7 protein-coding genes are annotated in these 22918 nt (G+C 65.7%); 4 read left to right on the top strand and 3 right to left on the bottom strand.

The genetic code is table 11. From position 1 onward, the window contains the following. Positions 1-46 precede the first annotated feature (46 nt). From AB7F10_RS06940 to AB7F10_RS06925, 4 genes are read left to right on the top strand one after another with little or no spacing between them, the layout of a single operon-like run. On the top strand, positions 47-916 hold the full coding sequence (locus AB7F10_RS06940) for a branched-chain amino acid ABC transporter permease (RefSeq protein WP_428559277.1): 870 nt from the start codon (positions 47-49) through the stop codon (positions 914-916). After that, positions 909-1991 carry a branched-chain amino acid ABC transporter permease gene (locus tag AB7F10_RS06935; RefSeq protein WP_428559279.1) on the top strand — a complete coding sequence of 361 codons (1083 nt, stop codon included), beginning with the start codon at positions 909-911 and terminating at the stop codon, positions 1989-1991. Before AB7F10_RS06940 ends, AB7F10_RS06935 begins: the two co-directional genes overlap by 8 nt. Next, a complete protein-coding gene (locus tag AB7F10_RS06930; RefSeq protein WP_428559281.1) occupies positions 1988-2782 on the top strand; it encodes an ABC transporter ATP-binding protein in 795 nt (264 codons plus the stop codon). The genes AB7F10_RS06935 and AB7F10_RS06930 overlap by 4 nt, the downstream gene beginning before the upstream one ends. Next, on the top strand, positions 2775-3533 hold the full coding sequence (locus AB7F10_RS06925; protein WP_428559283.1) for an ABC transporter ATP-binding protein: 759 nt from the start codon (positions 2775-2777) through the stop codon (positions 3531-3533). The genes AB7F10_RS06930 and AB7F10_RS06925 overlap by 8 nt, the downstream gene beginning before the upstream one ends. A gap of 40 nt (positions 3534-3573) precedes the next feature. On the opposite strand, the gene AB7F10_RS06920 is transcribed toward AB7F10_RS06925, so the two are convergent. The 3 genes from AB7F10_RS06920 to AB7F10_RS06910 all read right to left on the bottom strand — a co-directional run bounded on the left by AB7F10_RS06920 (position 3574) and on the right by AB7F10_RS06910 (position 22528). Continuing rightward, the gene (locus AB7F10_RS06920) at positions 3574-4269 is read right to left on the bottom strand and encodes a hypothetical protein (RefSeq protein ID WP_428559286.1); all 696 of its coding nucleotides are present in this window, start codon (positions 4267-4269) and stop codon (positions 3574-3576) included. Positions 4270-4304: 35 nt separating this feature from the next. Next, complete coding sequence (locus AB7F10_RS06915) at positions 4305-5954, bottom strand: ShlB/FhaC/HecB family hemolysin secretion/activation protein (RefSeq protein ID WP_428560019.1); 1650 nt, start codon at positions 5952-5954, stop codon at positions 4305-4307. A 176-nt stretch (positions 5955-6130) separates the two neighbouring features. Next, a complete protein-coding gene (locus AB7F10_RS06910; RefSeq protein WP_428559288.1) occupies positions 6131-22528 on the bottom strand; it encodes a leukotoxin LktA family filamentous adhesin in 16398 nt (5465 codons plus the stop codon). Between the last annotated feature and the right edge of the window lie 390 nt (positions 22529-22918).

The following is a 22918-nucleotide window of genomic DNA, read 5'->3' as shown; positions in this document are numbered from 1 at the left end:
CGTCGCCGCCGGGCTTCCTTTCTCACGACAATTGCGGCGGGCCGACGTGCAACTGGTCGTCAACATCATCGTGCTGGCGTCGATCTACGCCCTGATCGCGTGCGGCTATGTGCTGATCTATCGCGTCAGCCGCGTGCTCAATCTCGCGCATGGCGAGTTGATGATGCTCGGGGCCTATCTGGTGCTCGCAACCGCCTCGCTGTTCAACGGCAGCCCTGCGCTCGCGCTGGGCATGGCAGTGCTGCTCAGTCTCGTGGCCGGCGGCCTCGTCTATGTCTTTCTGATGCGCAAGATGACCGGCGAGATGGTGCTCGCCGCCATTCTCACCACCGTTGCGCTGGGCATCCTCATCAAAGGTATCGTGGTGCTGATCTGGTCGGCGCAGCAGCAATATCCGGCGCAGGCGCTCGGCGTGCCGAACCCTTCGCTGGCGATTGCCGGGGCGCATATCTCCCTGTGGTCGGCCGTGCTGGTCGGCGTCACCGCGCTCACCTACGGCGCGTTGTTCGTCTTTCTGCGCTTCGGCCGCTGGGGCACGCGGATGCGGGCCGCCGGGCAGAACCCGCTGCTCGCAGCCCAGCGCGGCATCAATCTGCACGCCGTCTACGCCCTCGCCTGGGGGCTTTCGACCCTGACCGGCGCTTCCGCCGGCATCCTGATGGCGCTCGATTCCGGCCTTACGCAGGCGATGCCGATCATCGGACTGAAAGCATTTCCGGCCGCGCTGGTCGGCGGGCTGGACAGCCTCGCCGGGGCGCTGATCGGTGCGCTGATCGTCGCCGGCGCCGAGGTGTTGCTGATCTACTACGTCGACCCGCTTCTGTCGGACGTGGTTCCGTTCCTTGTTCTGGTCGCAATGCTGATCGTGCGGCCCTGGGGTCTGTTCGGCACGCGCGAGGAGCTGGACCGTGTTTAGGCCGGCGCCGCGCGCCAGCGGCTATTTCCGCACCGCCTACGCGCAGGACACCGCGCTGGTGCAAACGCGCGCAGAGAAAACGAGCCTTGCATGTTTCCTGATCGCGCTCGCGGTCTTGCCCTTTGCCGTCGGCCCCTTCCTTCTGGACCTCGCCTGCCAGGTTCTGCTCGCCTCGATCGGTGCGCTGTCGCTGATGCTGCTCACCGGCTATGCCGGGCAGATTTCGCTCGGCCACGCCGGCTTGATCGCCGCCGGCGCCTTCACCACCGGCATTCTGGCCCGCGAGATTCATGCGCCGTTCTGGCTGACGCTGCCGGCCTCGGCGTTGACCGGCGTGGTGCTCGGCTTCATCTTCGGCTTGCCGTCGCTGCGGCTGCGCGGACTTTACCTCGCGGTCAGCACGCTGGCCCTGCATTTCATCGTCATCTATCTCGGCGGCGAATACGAAACGAAACGCGGCTTCTCGACCGGCATCGTGGTCGAGCCGCCGAGCCTGTTCGGCGTCACGCTGCGCGACGGACGCGCCTGGTATTTCGTGCTGCTCGCCGCGGCAGCCGCCTGCCTCCTTATCTGCATCAACCTCCTGCGCAGCCGCAGCGGCCGCGCCTGGCTCGCGATCCACACCCGTGAGACGGTCGCCGAAGCGCTCGGCATCCACATTGCCCGCTACAAACTGCTCGCCTTTATTATCTCGTCCGCGATGACCTCGGTCGCCGGCTGCCTGTTCGCCTATTATCGCGGCTTCGTCTCGATCGAGGCTTTCGACCTGTTCCTCTCCATTCAATACGTGGCGATGATCATCATCGGGGGCATGGGCTCGCTGCTCGGCGCGATCCTCGGCGCGGCCTTTGTCGTCATCTTCCCCTATGTCATCGAAGCGCTGCTGCATCTGCTTCCGAATGTGCAGCGGCTCGCCGGCGACATTTTTGCCGTCAACTATGCCTCGTTTGGCGTGGTGATGATCCTGTTCCTGATCCTCGAGCCGCTCGGCCTCGTCGGCATCTGGCGTCGCGTCCAGAACTATTTTCTGCTGTGGCCGTTCAAACAGCGCTCCCTCGCGGGAGGCGGCAAATGACGGCGCTCCTTGCGGTCGAGAAGATCGAGGTTGTCTACAAGCGCGTCATCACCGCTGTGCAGGGCGTCACGCTCACCGTCGGCGAACGCCAAATCGTCGCACTGCTCGGCACCAACGGCGCCGGCAAGACCACGACGCTACGGGCCATTTCCGGCTTTCTCGGCCTCGACGACGCCCGTGTCACCGAGGGTTCCGTCATGTTCGATGGGACACGGCTGGAGAACCGCCCTCCCCACGAGATTGCCGCCAGGGGCATCGTGCTGGTGCCGGAACGCGAAAAAGTGTTTCCAAACCTTACCGTCGCCGAAAACCTGATTGCCCCGGTGTCGCATGGCGGCGGCGACGCCCGCCGGCAGGAGGAGCGCGTCTATCACTTCTTTCCGCGACTTGCCGAATTGCGCGCCCGGGTCGGCGGCCTTTTGTCGGGTGGCGAACGGCAGATGCTCGCCATCGCCTCCGCCCTGATGTGCCAGCCGAAAATCCTGCTGATCGATGAGCTTTCGCTCGGGCTTGCGCCCATCGTGGTCGACGATCTCAAGCGCCGTCTCACCGCGATCCGCGATGAACTCAGCATCTCCATCCTGCTGGTCGAACAGAGCGCGGCGGTCGCGCTCGAGATCGCCGACCATGCCTATGTGATGGAGAACGGCCGCGTGGTGCTGGACGGCAATCGCGAGCGCCTTCAGGGCCACAAGGACGTGCAGGAGTTCTACCTCGGCGGCGCCGACGGCACGCGGCGCAGCTATCGCGACGTCAAGCAATATCGCCGGTCGCGGAGGTGGTATGGCTGAACTCGTCGTCGAACACCTGAGCCTGAGCTTCGGCGGTCTCACCGTCCTCGATGATATTTCCTTCGAGGTGCGGCCGGGCGAGCTATTCGCCTTGATCGGCCCGAACGGCGCCGGCAAAACGAGCGCTCTCAACTGCATCAGCGGCATCTATCGCGGCGGCGGCACGATCCGCTTTCGCGGCGAGAGCATCAACGGGCTCGCGCCGCATGTCATCGCGGCGCGCGGCCTCGCCCGGACCTTTCAGCACGGCGAACTGTTCGGCCAGATGAGCGTGCTGGACAATCTGCTAACCGGCCGCCATGCGCGGATCAAAACTAATCCGCTCGCCGAAATGCTGTTTCTGCCGGGCGTGCGCCGCGCCGAGATCGAGCATCGCGAAGCCGTCGAGCGCATCGTCGACATTGTCGACCTCGAGCGTTATCGCCACGCGCCGGTCGGCTCTCTGCCGTTCGGCATTCAGAAGATCGTCGGCTTTGCCCGGGCGCTCGCCGCCGAACCGGCGCTGATCCTGCTCGACGAGCCCTCGGCCGGTCTCAACCGCGAGGAACGCGAGGACCTCGCCCGTTATATCCTGCGCATCAAGCACGAGTTGGGTGTGTCGATGATCTGGATCGAGCACGATATGCAGATGATCGCCGATCTCGCCGACCGCATTCACGTCCTCGATTACGGCCGCACCATCGCCGAGGGCGACCCCGCCGCCGTGCTCAACGACGAGCGGGTCCGCGCCGCCTATCTCGGAACCGCGTGAGAGGCAGCCGGCGGGTTTGAGCCGCCGGCCGCAGCAACGTTTAGAAAGAGCCGCGCGGCAGCCGGTAAACATCCGGCGTCTTGGCGTCTTCGACATAGAACAGCAGCAGGCCGGTCGGCGTCAGCACCCGCTGGTTGTTGGCGCCCTGGGCCATCGTGCCCTGCAGGATCAGGATGACGGAATGATCCTGTGCGTCGCTGCCTCGGAACATCAGGATGCCGCCCGACACCGGCATGTTGGAGGCGATCGATTCAGGCTTGAAACCCTCGCCGAGGAAATGCGCCCGCAGCACGCTCGAGTTCGAGAACAGCTGCTCCGGCGTCATCTTGTCGTCGGTCGCTTTCGACCACGAGATCGAGACCTGAATGAGCTTCTTGCTCTGGTAACCGAAGATGTAGGACACCTCGGCCCCGCCACCGCCCGGCAGCAGGTCCGGCACCTTCACGACCATCGCTTTGGTGCGCTCGCCGGGGTTCGGCTGCTCACGGATCGCGTCGGCCTTGAGATTGAATTCCTTCATCACCGCCGCCTTCACCTGCGCCTCGGTCATGCCGAACTTGGCGGCACGGAAGCCATCGACCTTGGCCTGAGCCGTCGCCATCACGCCGGAGGCGCCGGCCGGCGGCGAGCCCGCATCCCTTTTGACCTGCGCGGCCGCCTGCTGCGGCAGCGCCAGCATCAGAACCAGGGCCGCGCTGGCGAGAACCCCTCTGGAAACCCCATCATCGGTACGCATTGCACTCTCCTTGTTCTGCCGGCGTTACCGCCGCTTCATTGACTAGCGAGAAGCAACAGCGGACGGATGGTCACCCGTCCGTAGAATTCCGCATCGTTCTGGTTTGGCACCACGTTCCGCCACGGAAAGCCGACGCTCGCCTCGAAGGTGATCGAACTGTAGGGCGTCCACGACAGTCCGAAGCCCGAGGAATCGAGCTGCGTGTGTCCTGGAAACGTGGAATAGGTCGCACCGCTGTCGGTGAAGGCGAAAAGATCGAGGCCGCGCAGCATGTCCGACATGTCGCGGTGAAGCTCGAGGTTGAAGTAGTAGCCTTTGTCGCCTGACGCTGCGTTGGTCGGATAGCCGCGCACGGTGGTCGGACCGCCGATCGAGAACAGCTGATCGCCCGGCAACAGCTTCTCGCTCGTGTATTGCCAACTGCCGAGAAATGTCGCGCTGAATGCGAAGGGCAGTTTGACCAGTGCATTCGCCGCGCCGGTGAAGGTGTCGAAGCTGCGGTCGCCACCGAGAATCTTGTCGTGCCAGTCGATCGCGTTGAATGCCGGCGATACTGAAACCCAGTAATTTGCGCCCGACCATGTAATCGCCGCGCCGGCGGTCGCCTTGCCATAGCGGTCGCTGCTCACCGTGACGTCAGAGAAGTCACTCTCCGAATTGCCGTAAACGTAGGCGGCGTTTGCCTGGACGAGCCAGGTTTCGTTCACGAACAGCGGCTGGCCGAAATTGATGCCCGCCTGATTGGAATTTCCGGTGACATCGAGCGAGGTGAACGGCCCTTGCACGATCTTGATCTTGCCTTGGGTATAACTCACGCCGAGCCGCCCACCCCATGGATTGATCGGCACGTTGTAGGCCACATTGCCGTTCAGATTGCCCTCCGACTTAACGCCGTAGAAAGTCAGGCGGTCGTCGATGCCGAGCATGCCGTGGAGCTTGTAATAGACGCCGCCCTCGCCCCGCCCGGTAGTCCGCACCCCCTGGTTGTCGAGAAAGAGCTGGAGCGTGTTGCGCGGCGGCTCGGTGACGGCAAGTTGCAGATCGGTCAGACCGAAGTCCGTTCCCGGCTGCAGCAGCGCCCGCACCTGCACGTCGTTGGTACGGTTGAACCACGTCACATCGCGATTGAGCTTGGGAACGTCGAGCACCTCGCCTTTCGGCTGGTCGGTCCGCTGCAGGATATAGTTTGCGGAGGTCTGCCGGTTTCCGACCACGCTCGATTTCTGCAGCTTGCCTTCCGTCAGCTTGACGTGGACGACACCGCCGGTCGCGGTTTGCGGAGGAAGCGTCGCGATTGCCGTCACGATACCGCGCTGCGCATAGAGCGCGTTGACGTCGGCGACGAGGTTCTGCAGGCCGGCGATGTCGACCTGTTTGCCGACATATTTCGACGCGATCGCCTGCAGTTCCTCCGGCGTGATGAACTTCGAGGCGTCAAACCTTACCCGACGCAATAGAAAGCGCGGGCCGCCGCCGGGAATGGTCACCGCCGGCGCGCGTTGCGGCCCGACCACCGCAGGCCCTTGCTGCTTTTGCGGCTGCTGCTGCTGCTCAATACGCTGGCGCTGGCGCTCGACGTCCCGATCGATGACGCCGGGATTAATCTGCGGCGCAACCTGCGCATGCGCAACCGACACGGCCACCGACACGAGGCCGACGCTCAGAGCCAGACAGGCCAACCGCATTCGCATGGCGACAGGGCTACCGGAGAAATGACGGAACAATTCGTGGAATCTGCCCGAAAATACAGTGCTTTCCGGCCGCCTCATAACGCCAGCCCGGCGTTTTCCCCTTCGATCTGCCGGCGGCGGGACTGTCGGACCTGGCTGAGACACCCTTCGGCTTGAACCGGCCGCACCCGTCATTGCAGGCCTTCAATATTGACCGCAGGCCCTTCGCCCACCTTCTGGACCGCCCTGGGGATCCGGAAGCCGTCCAGCATCGCCTGCGGCGACAGGCCGGTCTTGCGCAGGCGCGAGGGCTTCTTGCCGCCGTCGTCTTTGTCGTCGAACGGGCTGCCGCTCCACATGTCGCGCGGTACGTCGCGGGTAAAGCTCATGCCGTTGAACAGGCTGAGCGCGGTCGGGTCGACGCCGAGGCCGTAATTGACAACATAGCCGCTGGTGTAGGTACGGATGCCGTTCTGCGAGAAGTAGAACGGCGAACCCTGCTGGTAGAGCTGGACGTCCACACCGCCGAGGGGCGCCGGGCTGCGGTTGTTCATCACGAAGGTCTGGCCGTTCATCAACAAGGTGAACTGGCCGGAGACGTAGCCGTACTGCACGGTAAAGCTCGGACCGATATTGGTGATCGTGGCGTCGACCGCGAGCAGCTGCGGAATGATGGTCGCCGGCGGATCGATGACTACCACGGCGTTCTTGGCCAGCGTTCCGTTCGGGCCCATGATCGTGACCATCAGCGGTCCCGGAGAGCCCGGCGTCTGAACGACCGTGCCAACAATCTCCGTGCCGATGAGCTGCACCGAGCTTGTCACCTCGACATTGCCGACATCCAGCTTTCCGTTCGATTGCAGAACGATGTCGTCGCCCTTCACCTCATCGAAGATGAGCGCGCCGGTGGTGGTGAGATCGAGCTTGCCGGGGCCCGCCAGCGTCCGCACATGAACGTCGCCCAGGCTCTTGATGTGGATGTCACCCTGCGTCGCGGTGGCCGACAGCCACGGCGTGTCCACCGTGAGCGGCTGGCTTTCCGTCCCCATGCCATTGCTCGCCGCGAGCGTGACCGCGCTGTTCGGCCGGGTGACGGTAAAGTTGGTCTGACCGTCGCCGTTGCCCTGGATCTGGCCCGCATGCGTGGCGTCGCCGGCAGCGACGGTGATGACCGGCGTGTTGGCCGTGGGCGACGCGAAGGTGCTGATCAGCTTGCCGACAATGGCGTCACCCAGCGTCGTCACCGCGATCGTCTTCGCGGCCGACATCAACGAATTAGCCTGCATCGCCAGCGAGGCAGCCGCCACGTCGATGGCGTCCGACAGCGAGGTGATCGCCTTGCCGAGGCCAACCGTCAGCGCACCGCCGGCCTGTACGGAGACGCGGCCCGGCGCGGTCAGATTGCCGAGGTCGAGGTCAGCCCCCGCATTCGCTGTAATCCCGCCGCTGCCGCCCTGCACCGTCGCCGTGACGATTTTCGCCTGACCGGCGGCGGTGACCGCGATATCGCCTGCCGCCGAAATCAACTGCTCGACCGTCGCGTCGCCGTTCTGCGCGGTGACGACGGCCGTCTTGTCGGCGACGGCCGAGGAACCGGCCTGCATCGCAACCGCCCCGCCAAGAATTTCGACGCCGTCGGTCCGTGAGGTCAGCGTGCCGCTCACCGTGACCATCTGCGTGCTGCCCGCCTGCGCCTTGACCTGACCCGGCGCGGTCAGCGTGCCGGTTTCGAGATCGCCCAGCGCGGTCACCGTGATCGATGCGTTGCCGGTTTGCGCCGTGACCGTCGCATTCGTCACCGTCGTGTTGCCGGCCGAACCGATGAGGATGTCGCCGTTGGCCGATGTGACGTTTTGCGCGACGAGGTCGAAGTCGCCGGTCACCGTGATCGCGCCGTTGGCCGCAAGCGAAGCGACGGTCAGCGGTGCGGGAATCTGGCCGTCCACTGTGGGGCTGTTGATGGAGGCGCTACCCGACGCAGTGCCGGTCAGCGCGCCGCCGTCGGTGCGCACGTTGAGCGCACTGCCGGGCGCGCCGATGTCGCCCGCCGCGGCGTTCAGCCAGATGTCGTGAGCGGTGATCGCGAGGCCGGGCAGATAACCGGAGATGCCGCCGGTGCTCGAATTCAGCGAGGCGGTCTGGTCCGCGAACACGCGGCCGATCGTCATCTCGGTCTTCGGGTTGGCTCCGGTCAGCCCGCCGGCGTAGTCGAGATACACGCTCCCGCTTGCCTGAGCGGCGACAAGGTTGCCATCGGCCGCATAGGTAAAGGCGCGGCCGGCCGCGCCGATGTTGCCGCTGCCGGCGGTCAGCGTCAGGTTGCCGAACGTCTTGACCTGCTGGGCAAACAGAGCGCCGAGCTGCTGGTCGACCGCAACGAGAATGCTTTTCGGCGAGGTCAGCGCGACATCGCCCGTCGCCGTCACCTGCCCGACCGTCAGGTCCGGCGCTCCGGTGCTTTGCACGAAGGCCGCGCCGGCGGACGCCGTCGCCGTAAAAGTCTCGCTCGCGGAGACGAAGATCGGAGCCTGCCGGTTGATCTCCACGCCGGTCACCGTCACGCCGGCCGGGATATCGGAAATCGAGAAGCCCCGGACCGTCTGCCCCTGGCTGTCGGTGCCGACCACCGTCACCGCACCGGGCGTGTTGGCGGCCGCGATCGCGGCTTTCTGCGCGTTGGTCAGCGGCGCGCCGCCGCCACCATCGATCAACGAATTGAGGCCGACCGAGACCGGCGCGGCCAGCACGCCGATGCCGCCGCCGACGGTCAGAGTGACATTGCGGCCGACGATGTTCGGCGTTGCGTTGCCGACCACCGGCGACGCCGGCTGGAACGCGGTCCGGTCGATACCGGCGACGATCTGCGCGGGATCCCACACGGCGCGGTCCGTGAGCGACGACAGCAGTCCCGACGCCGCTTCGGTATCGGTGACGGCGAAGGTGTAGGTGGTCGCAAGCCCCTGGAACCTCGCGTCGGCATAGGCGCGGACATCGGCATCGGTGACCGGATCGGCGCCGCCGATGGCCGACTGCGCAGCGGCGCGGTAGCCGTCGAGTGCGCTGCCGTTGAGGTTGACGCTCCCGTACTTGTTGTGGGCCGTCGTGATGTAGTCCCTGACCTGTACGTCGGTCGGCGTGGCGACGTTCAGCGCCGCGGCGGCGAGCGGCCGGTAGAACGCCAGCGCCGCGTCCGATACCGAGAAGGTCGCGCAATTGGCCGTGCAGTTCTGGCCCCTCAGGGTCAGGTAGCTCGCGTAACCCGGGGTCGCGAACCGCGACAGCGCCGCCCAGTCGTCGCCGAAGGCGCGGCGGAAATCGCGGGCGATGCCCAGATACTGCGCGTCGGCATAGGCACGAACCTGGGCATCGGTGACCGTCGTCGCGCCGCTGCCGAGTGCGGCCAATGCCAGCGGCCGATAGAGCGCAAGCGCCGCGTCCGACAGGACATAGGTGTCTTTCTCGTGCAGTGTCGCGATATAGGCCGTCACCATCGCATCGGTGAGATCGGCGTTCGCAACGCCCAGCCCCGCCTGAGCCAGCGGGCGGTAATACGCCAGCGTCGCAGCCGACATTTCAAGCGCGGTGCAGTTGGCCGTGCAGGCGTCGCCCTTCATGCGGAAATAGCGGTTGTAGTTGCTGGTTATGAGTTTCTCGAACGGTGTCACCGAGCGGTCGATCGCGGCCTGACCCGCGCCGTCCGCCGCCGTCAGGTGCAGAAGCTGCGAGATCGCGTCGACCTGATCCTGGCTCAGCGCGTCGCCTGCGGTAAGGCCGCGCGCATCAACCAGCGCGCCGTTCGTCACTTCGATCATCACGTCGCCGGACTGCGAGGTCACGGTGCCGAGCCGCAGGTCGAGATGGCCTCCCGGCGTCTCGCTCCTCTGCCGGAAATTGATGTCGCCCTGGGCGTTCATGTCGACCTTGCCGCCGACCGCAGCGCCGTTCTGATCGAGGCTGCTGTTGGCGCTGATCACGATCGGCGCCGCGCCGGTGCCGATCGCGCCGCCGATGCTGGAGAGCGTGATGTTGTTGCCGATGAAATTGATCGGCACCGCATCGGCGCCGCCGGCCGCGAACAGGTTGCCATGCTGGGTGTATTCGATGTCGCCGTAGCCGTTGGCATCGACCGCCGCGACCTTGCCGGTGGTCGCGCTGCCGGAAATGTCCATGTAGATGCCACCGGAACTTCCGGAGCCGGCGGTGGCGTTGACGACGCCGCCGTTCAGCGTCGCCGCGAACGGCGTTCCCTTGGCGCCGATGCCGCTGGTCGCGTTGTTGGCGGTGGCGCCCTGCCCGCCGGTCGCATCCAGGATCAGGTTCCTCGTGCGCACGAAAGCGTCGACACCCTGCGTGATGCTGCCGGCCGCCGTGATCCGGGTGGTGCCGCTCGAATTGGTGAGCTGATCGGCGAGCGTCACCGGCGCGCTCGAGGTGATGCTCACCGAACCGACCGTGCCGCCTCTGAAACTGACGTTGAAGGGATTGTCGGCCTTGACCGAGCTTGTGACCTTCAGCCACAGCGCGGTCGGCATATTGAAAATGTGCCCCGTTTGATCGCTATCGCCGCTCCAGCCATGCGCCGACGTCGCCGCGAAGGGGCTGGCTATCCCGGTGGCAGCAAAGCCGGAGAAGTAATACAGGACCACCGGAGAATTGCCGTCAAACCCAGCCACGACCGGCCTGCCCTGGTCGTACTGGTTTTCCTGATAGGTGGTCTGGCTGGTAATACCGCCGGTGATCGTCTGCTTGTATTTCGCGTCGTTCGGATTTCCGATCGTGACGATGCCCTGCGGATGCGCCTGCGACACCAGATCGCCTGACGCCGTTTTCTGGGTCGCGTCATAGCTCGGGTTGGTGAGCGCCGCGCCGCTGACGAACATCCAGGGATTGTTCGGCTGGTCGCCGGGCATCACCCAGCTCCACTGTCCGGCGCCCGCGTTATCAAGGCTGCGCGTCAACTCCGCCTGCTGCGCCCACTGCAGCCGCGCGCCGGGAACCGGCGTGTACTGCAGGTTGCCGGAGACATTCAGCGCGCCCAGCGGCGCGGTCGCATTGGGACCGGTCAGGACCGGATCGTCGCCGTTGCCGGTAACGTAGGTCAGGACGCCCTGCCCGGCGGTGTAGAGATAGGTCGTCGTATTGGTCGCGGTCGGACGCAGCGTGTCGGTGATCTTCACCGTGCTGACCACCGTGCCATCGGTCCCGAGGCTGCCGGTGTTGACCTTGTTGACCACCATCGAAATCGACGTCTGGTTGTCGATCGTCACTTGGCCGAGGCCGCCGTTCACCTCGATATTGCCGGCGGTGCTGGTGCTGATGATCGCGCCGTTCATCGTCAGCCGGCCGCCGCTCGACGAGGCGTTGGTGTCGGTGATGATGATCTGGCTGCTGGAGGCGTCGTAGACGGCCGTGCCGCGCCCCTGCGTCGCCGCGTCGAGTGCGCTCAGCAGTCCCGGAATGTCATGGACCGGGTTGGGCAACGAGCCGCCCGCCGCGGAGGCGTTCAGGTAATCGGTCCGGTACTGCACGAGCGTGGCCTCGACCGATTGCGGGATCGTCACCGTCTGCTCGGCCGGCCGGCCGATCACGATCTTGGCGTTGATGTCGATCACCGCCGCCTTGATGGCGACGTTGCCGCCGCCGAAGGTCGTGACCAGGTTGGTCGCCGGCAGCGAGACATTGTTGCTGCTGTAGGTCAGCGACCGGAACGGAACGGCCCGCTCGAAATAGGAACGGTTGCCAAGATTGCCCATCAGATACTGTCCGGGAACGTAGATCCCGAAGGCGGGAATGTTCAAACCGGGCGTTACGATAAAGTTGGTGCCGACGCTCCAATTGGGGGTGTAGCCGGGGCTGCTCGTGCAGGCGCCGGCGGCGCCGGGGACGCAGTTGCTGAAGAACAGCGTCGATATCTCGGAAATCTCGGTACCGGCGAAGAAATGCTCCGATCCGGCGTTGAGGAAGCCGTAGATCGCACCGTTCATGTTGGCGAGCTTCTCGGCGTCGGTGCTGCCGGTATAGTGGCCTTGATACAGAATATTGGCGACGTATTCCGCGGCGATGTTGGCGCCGAGCGTCGGCGTCCAGGTGCTGTTCGGCGTATTGTCGTAACGATCCGCCTGACCGCCGGGATAAAGAACCGCGAGGCCGTCGAAGCCGCCGAAGGCGTTGACCGGGCCGTAATAGCCGCCGGGGCCCGGATTGGAGATCACCGCCGCGCCGTTGGGCACGTTGAGGTCGATGCCCTGCGCGTTGGTGTTGCCGACGGTGCCGTAGGAGCCGCCGAGATTGTTGATGGTGATGGTGCCGCCGAGATTGGTGACGTCGCCGTCGAACAGCATCGCGGGGCCGGCGCCCGTCGAACCGGTCTGGCCGGTGAAATTGTTGACCAGCGTGATCTTCGAGAGGCCATCGCCGGCCTGCCGGTCGATCACCATGCCCGCCGGCTTGCTGCTCTCGCCTGCCGCGCCGGTGAAGTTCACCTGCCCGCCGACGAGGTCCGGGATATAGGCGCCGCTGAAGATCAGATACGCCGGGCTGTTCGCCGTCACGTTGATCTTCGGCGAGCCGTAAGCCGTGATCGTGCCGCTACCTGCGAGCGTGCGCGCATCGATGGTGACGCTGCCGCCCGACGCGAACAGCGGCCCGATCTGGAACGCCGGCACCGGCGAACCCGCCACCGACGACAGCAGCACGTCCTTCACGTCCGGGTCGTAGCGGCTGTTGATATAGGCGACGACGTCGAACAGCGGCTTGTTCGGATCGGTGTAGTCGATCCAGCTGAGCGGCGCGCCGCCGGCCGCGACCGTCAGGCTCGGCCGCGAGCCGGATGTGCAGGCCGATGCGCCGCAATCGATGGTGACGGTCTGCTCATGATACTGACCGGCGACCACATTGGTCCGGTCGCCGATCGCGATCTTCGAGCTCTGGTGCGGAATGCGGTCGGAGTCGCTGACGGTGACCGGAATGAGGAACAGGAAATAGCCGTGCGCGTCGCCGTGCGACTCCAGCGACTGCGAGCCTTCATAGGCGGCGAGCGTGACGTTCTGCCCTGCCCCAATATAGGAGTCGGTGCCGATTACCAGGTTCGAGTCCGTGGTGAGCTCGGTGCGGCCGATCGCATCCGGGACCGCGATCAGGCCGCGCACATAGGCCTGCGCATCCGAAAGGCCGGAGATCAGCACGGTGCGGAAATTGCCGCCGGGATCCTGGCCGGGGGTGAGGTTGACGTTGCCGAAGGCGTCGAGCCGGACGTTGTTCTTGATCGTGACCGTCTCGTAGTCCCGCAGGTCGACGAAAGCCGCCGCCGCACCGACCGCGGCAATGCCGTAGGTGCTGACATAGGCGCCGGTATTCACCGCCATCTGCGAGAAGGTGCCGAGACCGATGCTGCCGAAGGTCTTGAGCTGGACAAAGTTGCCGACGGTCACGTCGTTGTGCACCTCGGCGTCGACCGTCGTATTGACGCCCGCCGCGGTGATCGCGCCACCGGTTTCGAGGCTGACGGTGTCCTGCGCGTTCAGCGTGCTGAACGCGGTCATGCGGATGCCGCCCGGATTGTTGAACGGGTCGGTGCCGGCGGTGATGGTGGTGCCGTGAGCCGCATCGTCGCCGTCGGCGACGGTGATCGTGGTGTGGCCGCGGACCTTGGTGTTGCCTTCGACCGCCGAGCCGTTCAGCACGCCGCCACCGGCGCCGGTGGCGCTGTCGCCGCTGCCGATCTGCGCAAAGTCGTTTTCGGCGATGAGAGTCACGGCGGCGAGACAGCTCGAGCTGCCACAGGCGTTCGAGAGCGCCATCAGCTTGGTGTTCTTGCCGATGTCGACGGTGACGTTGGAGTCGAGGTCGTTGACCGCCGCCGCGCCGCTCGCGCCGGCGAGCGAGGCGTTCACCGAGCTGACCCGCGCCTTGTAGTTCGTGGCGTGCGACGCGCCGAGATAGAGGATGCCCGCGGTAATGTCGGCGTCGTCGCCGATGCTGACACCGACATTGGCATTTACCGTGGTGTTGGCGCCCGCGCCGTTGCCGGCGATGACACCGCCAACCCCCGAGGTCGCGGTCGCGGCGACGGTGTCGGTGCCGATCGCGCTGATCGACAGACTGCCGATGCGTTCGTCATCCGACGTCACCGAGTTGCCGACCGCGGCCTGCGTCGTGGCGTTGGCGGTGGTGAGCGCGACGGCGACGCCGAGCGCGATATAGCCGACCGCGATGCCGGTGGTGTCGGCATATTCGGAGGTATTGTTGCGCGCCTTGATCTCGATATTGCCGACCGGAAGCACGACATGATCGCCGATGGCCGCGCGCACGAAGGAGTCGTTTTTCGCTTCTGAATCGGTCGCGTTCGCGCCGATCAGATAGCCGCCGGTGCCCGCCACTGCGAAAGCCTTGGCGGAATAAGTGCTCGCCGGCACCAGCGTCTCGGCAAAAACCATGAGCTTGCCGTAACCGGCAATCGGCGGCGTATCCGCGGACAGCACCGGCGCGGTGATGATCTGCGCGTAGCTGTCGACCAGCGCGGTGACCGTCGGGTTGACGGTCGCCTTCGCGACCGACGCACCGACGCCGGCCGCGCCGACCGAAACGCCGACCGCCGAGGCCGTCGCTTCCGGCGTGCCGCTGGCATGGACCTCGAGCGCGCCGAGGCTCGCCGCGTCGCCAGGGTCGCCGAGGCCGACCGTGATCTTCGGCGCGCCGCCGGCCGGCGGCCCGGAGGGCGCTGGATTACCCGTGAGCGCTTCCTGGATCGCGGCGGTGCCGACTTCGGCGATGATGTGTTCGTTGTCGGTCGACTCAGCGCCCGCGCCCGAGCCGGCGACGACGCCGCCGGCGCCGGCAATGGCGTCCGAACTCACCGCGCCGCGGCCGGTCGCCAGGATCTTCAGCGTCGAATAGCCATCGATCACCGCCCCTTCCGGCACGGTCGCATAAACAAGGCTCGACTTGGTGCTGACCGAGGCGGAGACGCCGAGCGCGCCGGCGGCGATCGCCGCGCCGACCGCCTGCGTCGAGACGCTGGAACTGTCGAGCGCGCTGACGGTCGCCTTGTTCGCCGTGGTGCCGACGCCCGAGCCGGTCACCTTGCCGCCGAGCCGGGCCGCGACGGTATTGTTGATCGTGCCGATCGCAACGCCCGCGCCCACCGCCGCGCCGAGCGAACCCGCACCGGCATAGGCATTGACCTCGACGGCGTGGCCGGAATTGTCCTGCATCGTCGCCAGCACATCGACCTTGTCGGAGGTGACGTCGCCTTCGACCGACGCGATCACCGTATCGTAGACCAGCGAATAGCCGAGCGCCGCGCCGACACCCACCGTGCCGCCAATGCCGACGCCGGAGGCGGTGTTCTTGGTCTTGACGTTCGCGGTCGCCTCGACCCTGACCGCATCGGCCTTGGTCGAACCGCCGGTGATCTCCGCGGTCACCGCGTCGTTGGCGCTGCCGAGCGCATCGGCAAGGCTGTAGGACGGCGGCCGGTCCGGCGCCGGATTGGCGCTGCCCGGCACGTCGTCGGATTCGATGCCGTTGTCGGCCGGGATGCCGCTGCTTGCGCCGTCGGCCGCCGAGACGCTGGCATTGATCTGGTCGGCGGCATCTCCCGGCGCGGTCCGGCCGGCGAGCAGCAGGCTGATCGACGCCGCGATGCCGACGCTGCCGCCGGCGCCGAACGTCACCGTCTGCATGTCGATATCTTTGTTGCTCGTGGCGAGGACGTTGACGGCGCCCTTGGCGTCGAGCGTGCTGTCGACGATACCGCTCGCGACCTGACTCTTCAGCAACACGACGTTGATCGAAGCGCCGATGCCCGCCCCCGACAGGCCGACCGCGCCGGCGCCGGCGGTGGGGCGGATGGTGACGGTCTCCAGCGCGGAGACATTGACGTCCGATCCGGCTTCCGTCTGCGTGTCGGTGACATTCCTGATCGTCGCTTCGGTGTGATTGTTGACCACCGTGAAGTCGACCATGCCGGCCACCGCGCCGGTGCCGGCGGCCGAGCCGCCGATCGCGTAGCTGTAGAACGTGTTGTCGGACTGCGCGTTGACCGTCAGGTCGTTGGCGAGATTGACCGAAGTGCCGGCGTCGTCATCGCCGATATAGGCCTTGGTAGTGTTCTGGGTGGCGCCGACCACGAAAGCGCCAGCGAAGCCGCCGAGGAAGTTGACCGCCGCCGCGCCGCCGGCCGCGAAATAGCTTTCCGTGCTCAGCGCGTTGACCAGCAAGTTTGAGGCGTAGAGAGCGCCGTGCGTGAGATAGGCCTGGGTGTCGGCCGAAAACACATTGACGATGATGGAGGCGCCCGCCCCTGCGACACCGACGGCGAGGCCGACCGCGATGTCCGATGCGATCTGCGTCGCCGCGGCGTTGATGGCGACGTCACCGACCGACCGCGTGCTCGAGCCGATCTGCGCGTCCGTGATGAAGGCGTGGGTGGCGCGCTCCATGCGGTTGGCGGCGATGGCGCCGGCGCCGCTGAAGCCGCCCGCGCCGGAGCCGGCAATGACGAGATTACGCGAATAGCTCAGGCTTCCGGCACCGACAAAGATCTGCGGCGCGGCCGTTGCCGACGGCGAATTCGCGAGCCGCGTGCCGACTTGTGCGCCGTCGATCGAGGCCGTGGTGCTGCCGCCCATCAGGCTCGTCACCGGCGCCAGCGCCAGCGCGTCACCCGTCAGCAGTTCCGCCGAAAGGCCGATGGTGACGTCGACGCCGACCACCGCCTGATGCGAGCTTGCCACCACGGCGACGCCGGACACGGTGCGCTGAAGCTCGCTCAGATCGGGAATGTCGAGGTTCGGGTTGTCCGCGGTGCTGACGTCGAAGCTGTGCGCGAGCGCGCCGCTGTTGACCGACAGGGCGGAGCCGCCGGTCGCGTAAGCGTCGACCTTGGTGCCGCTGCCTGCGATCGTCGCGGTGGTCGCGCCCTTCACGTCGTTGACGACGACCGAAATGCCGACGCCGGCCGATGTCAGGCCGACGCCGAGCGCGCCGGCAACGACCTTCATCGTGTCGGTGTTGTCGGCGATTACGCCGATATTGTTCGCGGCGGTCACATCGGCCCCGCCGTCGATCCTGGCGGTGACGTTGGTGTCGGAGATGTTGGTGACGACCGAGCCGGCGATGCCGACATTCTTCGAGACGGCGATACCGATGGCGATCGACAGGATGTCGGCGTTCGATGCCGCGTTCAGGAGGACGTCGTTGCCGACATCCACCTTGGCGCCGCTGATCGCCGCGGTGACCGAATTGCCGATCTGGTCGTAGGTGACCGACAGGCCCGCCGCCGCATTGCCAAGCCCGATGCCGAGCGTGCCGGCGGCGCCGCGAATATCGGCATTGTCGGTCGCGCGGACGACGAGATTGGTGGCGTCGACCGTTGTATTGGCGGGGGTCGCGCCGGTGCCGCCGACGGTGGCGGACACCGTATTATCGATGAGGTTGATGCTGCTCGAGGCAAGCCCGGCGAACTTGCCGTCCGACACCGCGATGCCGACCGCAATGCCGAGGATATCGGCGCTGCTGTCGGCGGTGACCACCACATCGCCGTTGTCGGACGTCACGCTGGCGTGGTCGATCGTCGCCCGGTTGGTCTGGTGGATCGTGCTCGCGGTGATGGCGAAGCCGACCGAGTTCGCCCCACCCTGGATGAGACCCGCCACCGCGGTGATCGAGGCGCCGGAATTGGTGCCTTCGGCCGCGATCGCGGCACCGCTGAAGTCAACCAAGCCGGTGTTGATGAGGGAGCCGCCCGTCCGCGCCGCATTGGCGATCGCGGAGTCGAACGCCGCGATGCGCGTTCCGTTCGACGACACCGTCACGTCGCCGTGCCGCAGCTCCATCACCGTGTGAGCCACATCATAGGAGTAGAAGGTGACGTTCGGATCGAGCGGATTCACAAACCGGCCGGTCTCGGTGTAGTCGGTGTCGGCGGTGTCGGTCAGCTCCGTCGTGCTGACGAGCGTCGAGGCATAAACGACCGGCGACATCTGGCTGATACCGGCAACGCGCACCACCGAGCCGCCGTCGATCGAGGCATCCACGGTCGGGCCGATATCGGTGATCACCAGCGACACGCCGAAGCCGACGCCGGTGCCGCCGTTGCCCTTCTGGTAGCCGAACAGGCCGGCGCCGGCGCCCACGCTGCCGGCATAGGACGCGCCCACCGTCGCGTTGAAGAAGCCGGTAACGGTGGAGTTCGTGACATGCGCATTGACCGCCTTGAGCCCGTCCGGATCGCCGATCTCGGTATAGGTCAGGGCAAAGCCGAAGCCGGTCTTGCCGCCGAAATAGAGCGAACCGCCGCCGACGCCGACGTCGGTGGTCTGGTAGGCCGAGACGATAAAGGCGTCCGTGTAGCCGAGCGTCGCCGAGGTCAGCGCCGGGTCGACCGTGATCGCCGAGCCGGAAACATGCGCGTCGACGAGATCGGTGACGATAGCGATCGATACCGAGCCGGCGACCGATGCCGCCTTGTCCTTGTCCGCCGAATTATTGATGGCAAGGCCGAGCGCAACCGTCGTTTGCTCGCCGCCGGACAAAGCCAGTGCCGAGAACGCGCGCGTGTTTGAAATGGTCGAATTGTCGACATAGGCGCGCGTCGCGTTGCCGGAAATGTTGATGGCGAGCGCGCCGGCGACTGCCGCGCTCTTGCCGGCCTGCCCGCCCGACGAAACCTTCGCCATGTCGAACGCGGCCGAGCCGGCGCCGGTCTGCTGGATCGTGTTGTTGACCGCCTGCACCGACGTCCTGCCGGCGGCGGACTTCTTGTCGATGACGGCGCCGCTGATATAGGCGGTGGTGTTGACTTCGGAGATATTGACGGACGAGCTGCCCGCGATCGAAAGGCTGGTCTTCGGCGTCGTGGTTCCGGCGGCCGAATCCGCCTTCGAATCCGCCTTGCTCTGCGCGCTGTCCGTCTTGAGCAGACTGATGAACTTGTTGAGGAAGGTCGAGCCGGTGCTGTTCGAGCTTCCGGAGGCTTCGGTCGCCGCGACGCTCGCGGCCGTGACGATGCCGTAGCTCTGCGCGTCGAGCTGCAGGCCATCGGTGTAAACGTAACCGGTCACGCTCGAAGCCGTGCCGGGATCGTTGGCGGCGTCACGGCTTCCTGCAATATCGGCGCGGTTGTCGCCGATATAGGCTGCGGTATCGGCCTGGATCTGGTTGACCGCGACTACCACGCCGACCGCGGTTGTCTGCGAGGACGCCACCACACCGCCGACCGAGAAGATCGACAATATCTCGTCCGCTCCGATATCGACCGAGGGAGCCGTGATACGCGCCGAATTGGAGATCGAAGCGTGCGCGACGTCGTCGATCAGCCCGAGCGCGACGATGCCGTTGTAAGATGTGTCGTTGCCGGCGCCGGAGGTCGGCGACACCGAAAAGACGACGTTCTCGTTCCTGGCGTTGACGCCGACGCCGCCGTTGGAGTTGACGGTGACGTCGTCGCTGATGCCGGCGATGGTGTTGTTCGTGTAGGAGACGACGTTGACCGCGCCGCCGATGGCGGAGGCCCGGCTGTGACCCGCCTCGTTCTGCTGCCCCGAACTTCCGGTGAGACCGACCCAGCTGAAGTTGCCGCCGATATTGATGCTGGCGGTGCGCGTGGCCGCCTGAACGGCGATCGCCTGATCCCAGGCGACAGACGAGCCGTCGACGAGCGCGGTGGACCACGGCGCGGCGGGCGTCGTGGAATCGCGGGTGATCGTGGCGCCCTCACCGATCCAGGCGGTCGCCGAATTGTCGACGGCGAAGTAATTGGCAGCGCCGACCTTGGTCGCGTCCTGCGCCTGCGAGGCGGCGTTGGCGTAGCTCGTCAGCACCTCATTGACGGTGCCGAGGTTGCCGTTGAACTTGCCGAGCCAGGTTCCGAGATTGTCGTAGGTCAGCCAGGTGATCGTGATCGGCATCTCGATCGTCGCCGAGACGCCGAGATTGGCGCAGCACACCGCGACGTCCTGCCCGATATAGGCATTGGCGTGGTGGCCGTAATTTCCGATCGCGACGCCGAACGCGACCGCCTTCTTCGCCTGGCTTTGCGTGCTGGCGGCGTCCGGATCCGCGATTTCCTGCGAATTGGTGCTGGCGTCGGCGAGGCTGCTGACGCCGACATCCGACACCTTGGCCACGACGGCGACGTTGCCGGCGGCATTGATGGAAGGCGCAGCGCCGGTGGTGCCGGTGTTCTCGATTGCCGCGGTGGCCGACTGATCGCTGAACGTCAGGCTCAGCGCGCCGGCGAACTTCAGATCGCTCCGGCTCGACGACGGCGCCTTGGCGGCGACGAAGTCGGTGAACTTCTTCTGGGTGAAGGACGCCGCGCCCTTGGCGATCAGATCGATGAGGATCGAGTTGCCCGCCACCGCGGTCGACGAGGTCGTGTTGGTCGCATCCGCCGTCGAATTCGGCATGCCCGAATTCGCCTCGACGGTGACCGAACCCGCAATGGGGGCGCCGGCCGCGCCGACATTGGCGCCGAGCTTCGCGGTCGCTTTGGTGTTGACGTCGCTATAGGCGATCGCAACGCCGGCCTTGCCGGTCTGCCCGATCGAATAGGATGTCGCGCTGACATTGAAGCTGTTGATGTTCTGCGCGCCGACATAGAGATTGCCGCCGGTCTTCAGATCGGCGCCGGTTTCCACTGTGGTGCTGGTGTTCACCGACGCGGTGCCGTAGGCGACAGTCGGGACGAACTGGTCGTCGGACAGGCCGATCGCCAGCACGTTCAGGTGGGCGTCGTTCTGGCTGGTGATCTTGAGATCGCCGCCGGCATAGACATGCGTGCCGGAGCCGATGGTGGTTTCCACCGTGCCTACGATCTCGCCGACGGTGACCGCGACGGTGACCGGCAAGGCGCCGCCGATCGACAGCGCCGGGTCGGACGCCACCTCCTTCGCCGACGAGGCGATGTTGACGTTGCCGGTGCCGTCGATCGTCGCGTTGTCGCGCACGTTGATCGTCGCGGTCGCGGTGCCGGCGACATAGCCGCCGTTGAGCCCGATCACCGAGGCGGCCGCCGATTGGCCGATCAGCGCCAGAATTCCAACAACGGAATCGGTATAGGAGGAGATCGCGGTCGCGTTCGAGTTCAGAGCGATATTGCGGCCCTTGATCAGCGCATTGCCGCCGATATCGATGCTCGTCGCCGTCTCCACCAGTCCGGCAACCTGATTGACCGACGCGATGGCGTTGAGCGTAACGTCGCCGGCCGTGTAGCTCGTGCCGTCATTGATGACGTCGGCGAGGATCTTGCCGAGCACCGTAATGTTCGGGGCGTTGAGCGTGATGTTTCCGGAATTTCCGGTCGACACATTGGTTTCGGAAAGGTCGCCCTGCCCGCGGTCATAGGCGCGGCTGTCGATCACGCCGGTTGCGGTGACCGTGATGCTGTCGGACGCGGTCAGGATGATGTTGCCGCCGTCGCTGTAAAGACTATTGCCGGTGCCGTAGCTCTGCCCGTCGCCGGTGATGACGATGTCGTCGGGATCGACCAGCACGGTGCCGGCAGTTCCATTCGGCGCGGCGAGCTTGAACCGGATCGCGCCGAGCGTGACCGTATTCCGCGCCGACAGGTCGACGAAACCGCCATTGCCCTGCGTGGAACTGACGTCGATTTGCGCTCCGGATTTCACCTCGAGGTTGTTGTCGGCAAAGATGATGATCTTGCCGGCGTCGCCGGCCGTGCTCGCAGCCGACAGCTTCGCGCGCGGGCCGGCCATGATGTCGCGCGCCGAAATGGTGATATCGCCGGCCTTGCCGGTCTTCGATGCGGTCGACAGCCGGCCGTTGACGCGCGCCCTGTCGGCGGCGACGATCTGGATCGAACCGTTGCGCACCACGATGGAGTTCGCGCTGCGCAACCCGCGCGAGTTCACCGTCGAGGCAAACTTGATGGCGTGATCGCGGTTGACCGCGTCGCGCTGGCTGCCGACGAGGACGTTCTGGCCGGTCAAGCGCACCGCATCGACCGCGTTGACGCGGCCGCGGATGCGGATATTGCCGTCCGGCGAGATCGGCACCGTGCCGGCGAGGAGATTGTTGACGGCGCCCTGATTGATCTGACCCGACGGACCGATGACGCTGTCGACAAATTCGCGCGTCGGCGTCGTGACGTTCAGCGAACCGACATTGACGATGCCCGACCGGCCGACCACGAAGCCCTTGGGCGATGCGAAGTAGACATTGCCGCCGATCTGGCCGTTCTTGTATGAATTCATGATACCGTTGATGACGGCGGGATCGTTGCCGGTCATCAGGTTGATGAGATTGCTGGTGCCGTTCGGCAGTACCAGATTGCCGGTGGCTCCGCGGCCGATCTCGAACTGCGAGAATGAATTGAACGCGTTCGGACCGCTGACCGTACTTGTCGTAACGGTGCTGACGCTGCCACTGGTGGTGACGGTCGTTTGGGTGCGGCCGTCGGGGACGATGCGGGTCACGCCGGGCGGCACGCTTTGCGCGTAGGTCGCGACCGGCGCGAAGGTCATCACCAGGCTGAGCAGCACCGCGCTGATTCGCATCGACTGACCGTCGATGAAGCAGCGGTCGTCGGGACGCGCAGCAAGATAGCGGTCGAGCGGCCGTATCAACCCGCGGGGCGTCTCGACAGGCCGGGAATGAAAGGAAAGCTTTGAACGGCAGGCCTGCTTGCGACGCGCGCGGACGTTCGCCGGTTCGCCAGATGCGAAGCCGCTTCGTCCGAAGCCTTGTTGGTCGCCCGACGCCGCCATTGCTCTGAATATTTTTTGGACGCCCTCAGTTATCCCCCTGGGGCAACGTGAATTTTCGGGCCGAGCGCCCCCTCTCACAAGTCTCTTTCGGTACAGGGTGGTGCTAAGACCTGCTTGACACTATTTTTACGCGCCGCGATCCGGCATTGTCCGCTGCGAAGCCTTTGCGAAACCAAGTGAAATCTGATCGTATCGATTGCGTCTCGATGCCTGCTTCCGTAAGCCAAGTAACCTTTCCCCGAAAATCCC

This window comes from Pseudolabrys sp. (assembly GCF_050250095.1).
Classification (GTDB): Bacteria; Pseudomonadota; Alphaproteobacteria; order Rhizobiales; family Xanthobacteraceae; genus Pseudolabrys.
Note: the sequence above shows the minus strand (reverse complement) of the source record. Positions and strands in the feature narration are given on the sequence as shown.

Bases quoted from the DNA above. Each gene is read 5' to 3' on its own strand.
- AB7F10_RS06930 (WP_428559281.1), top strand. From the start codon at position 1,988: ATGACGGCGCTCCTTGCGGTCGAGAAGATCGAGGTTGTCTACAAGCGC.
- AB7F10_RS06925 (WP_428559283.1), top strand. From the start codon at position 2,775: ATGGCTGAACTCGTCGTCGAACACCTGAGCCTGAGCTTCGGCGGTCTC.
- AB7F10_RS06920 (WP_428559286.1), bottom strand. From the start codon at position 4,269: ATGCGTACCGATGATGGGGTTTCCAGAGGGGTTCTCGCCAGCGCGGCC.
- AB7F10_RS06915 (WP_428560019.1), bottom strand. From the start codon at position 5,954: ATGCGGTTGGCCTGTCTGGCTCTGAGCGTCGGCCTCGTGTCGGTGGCC.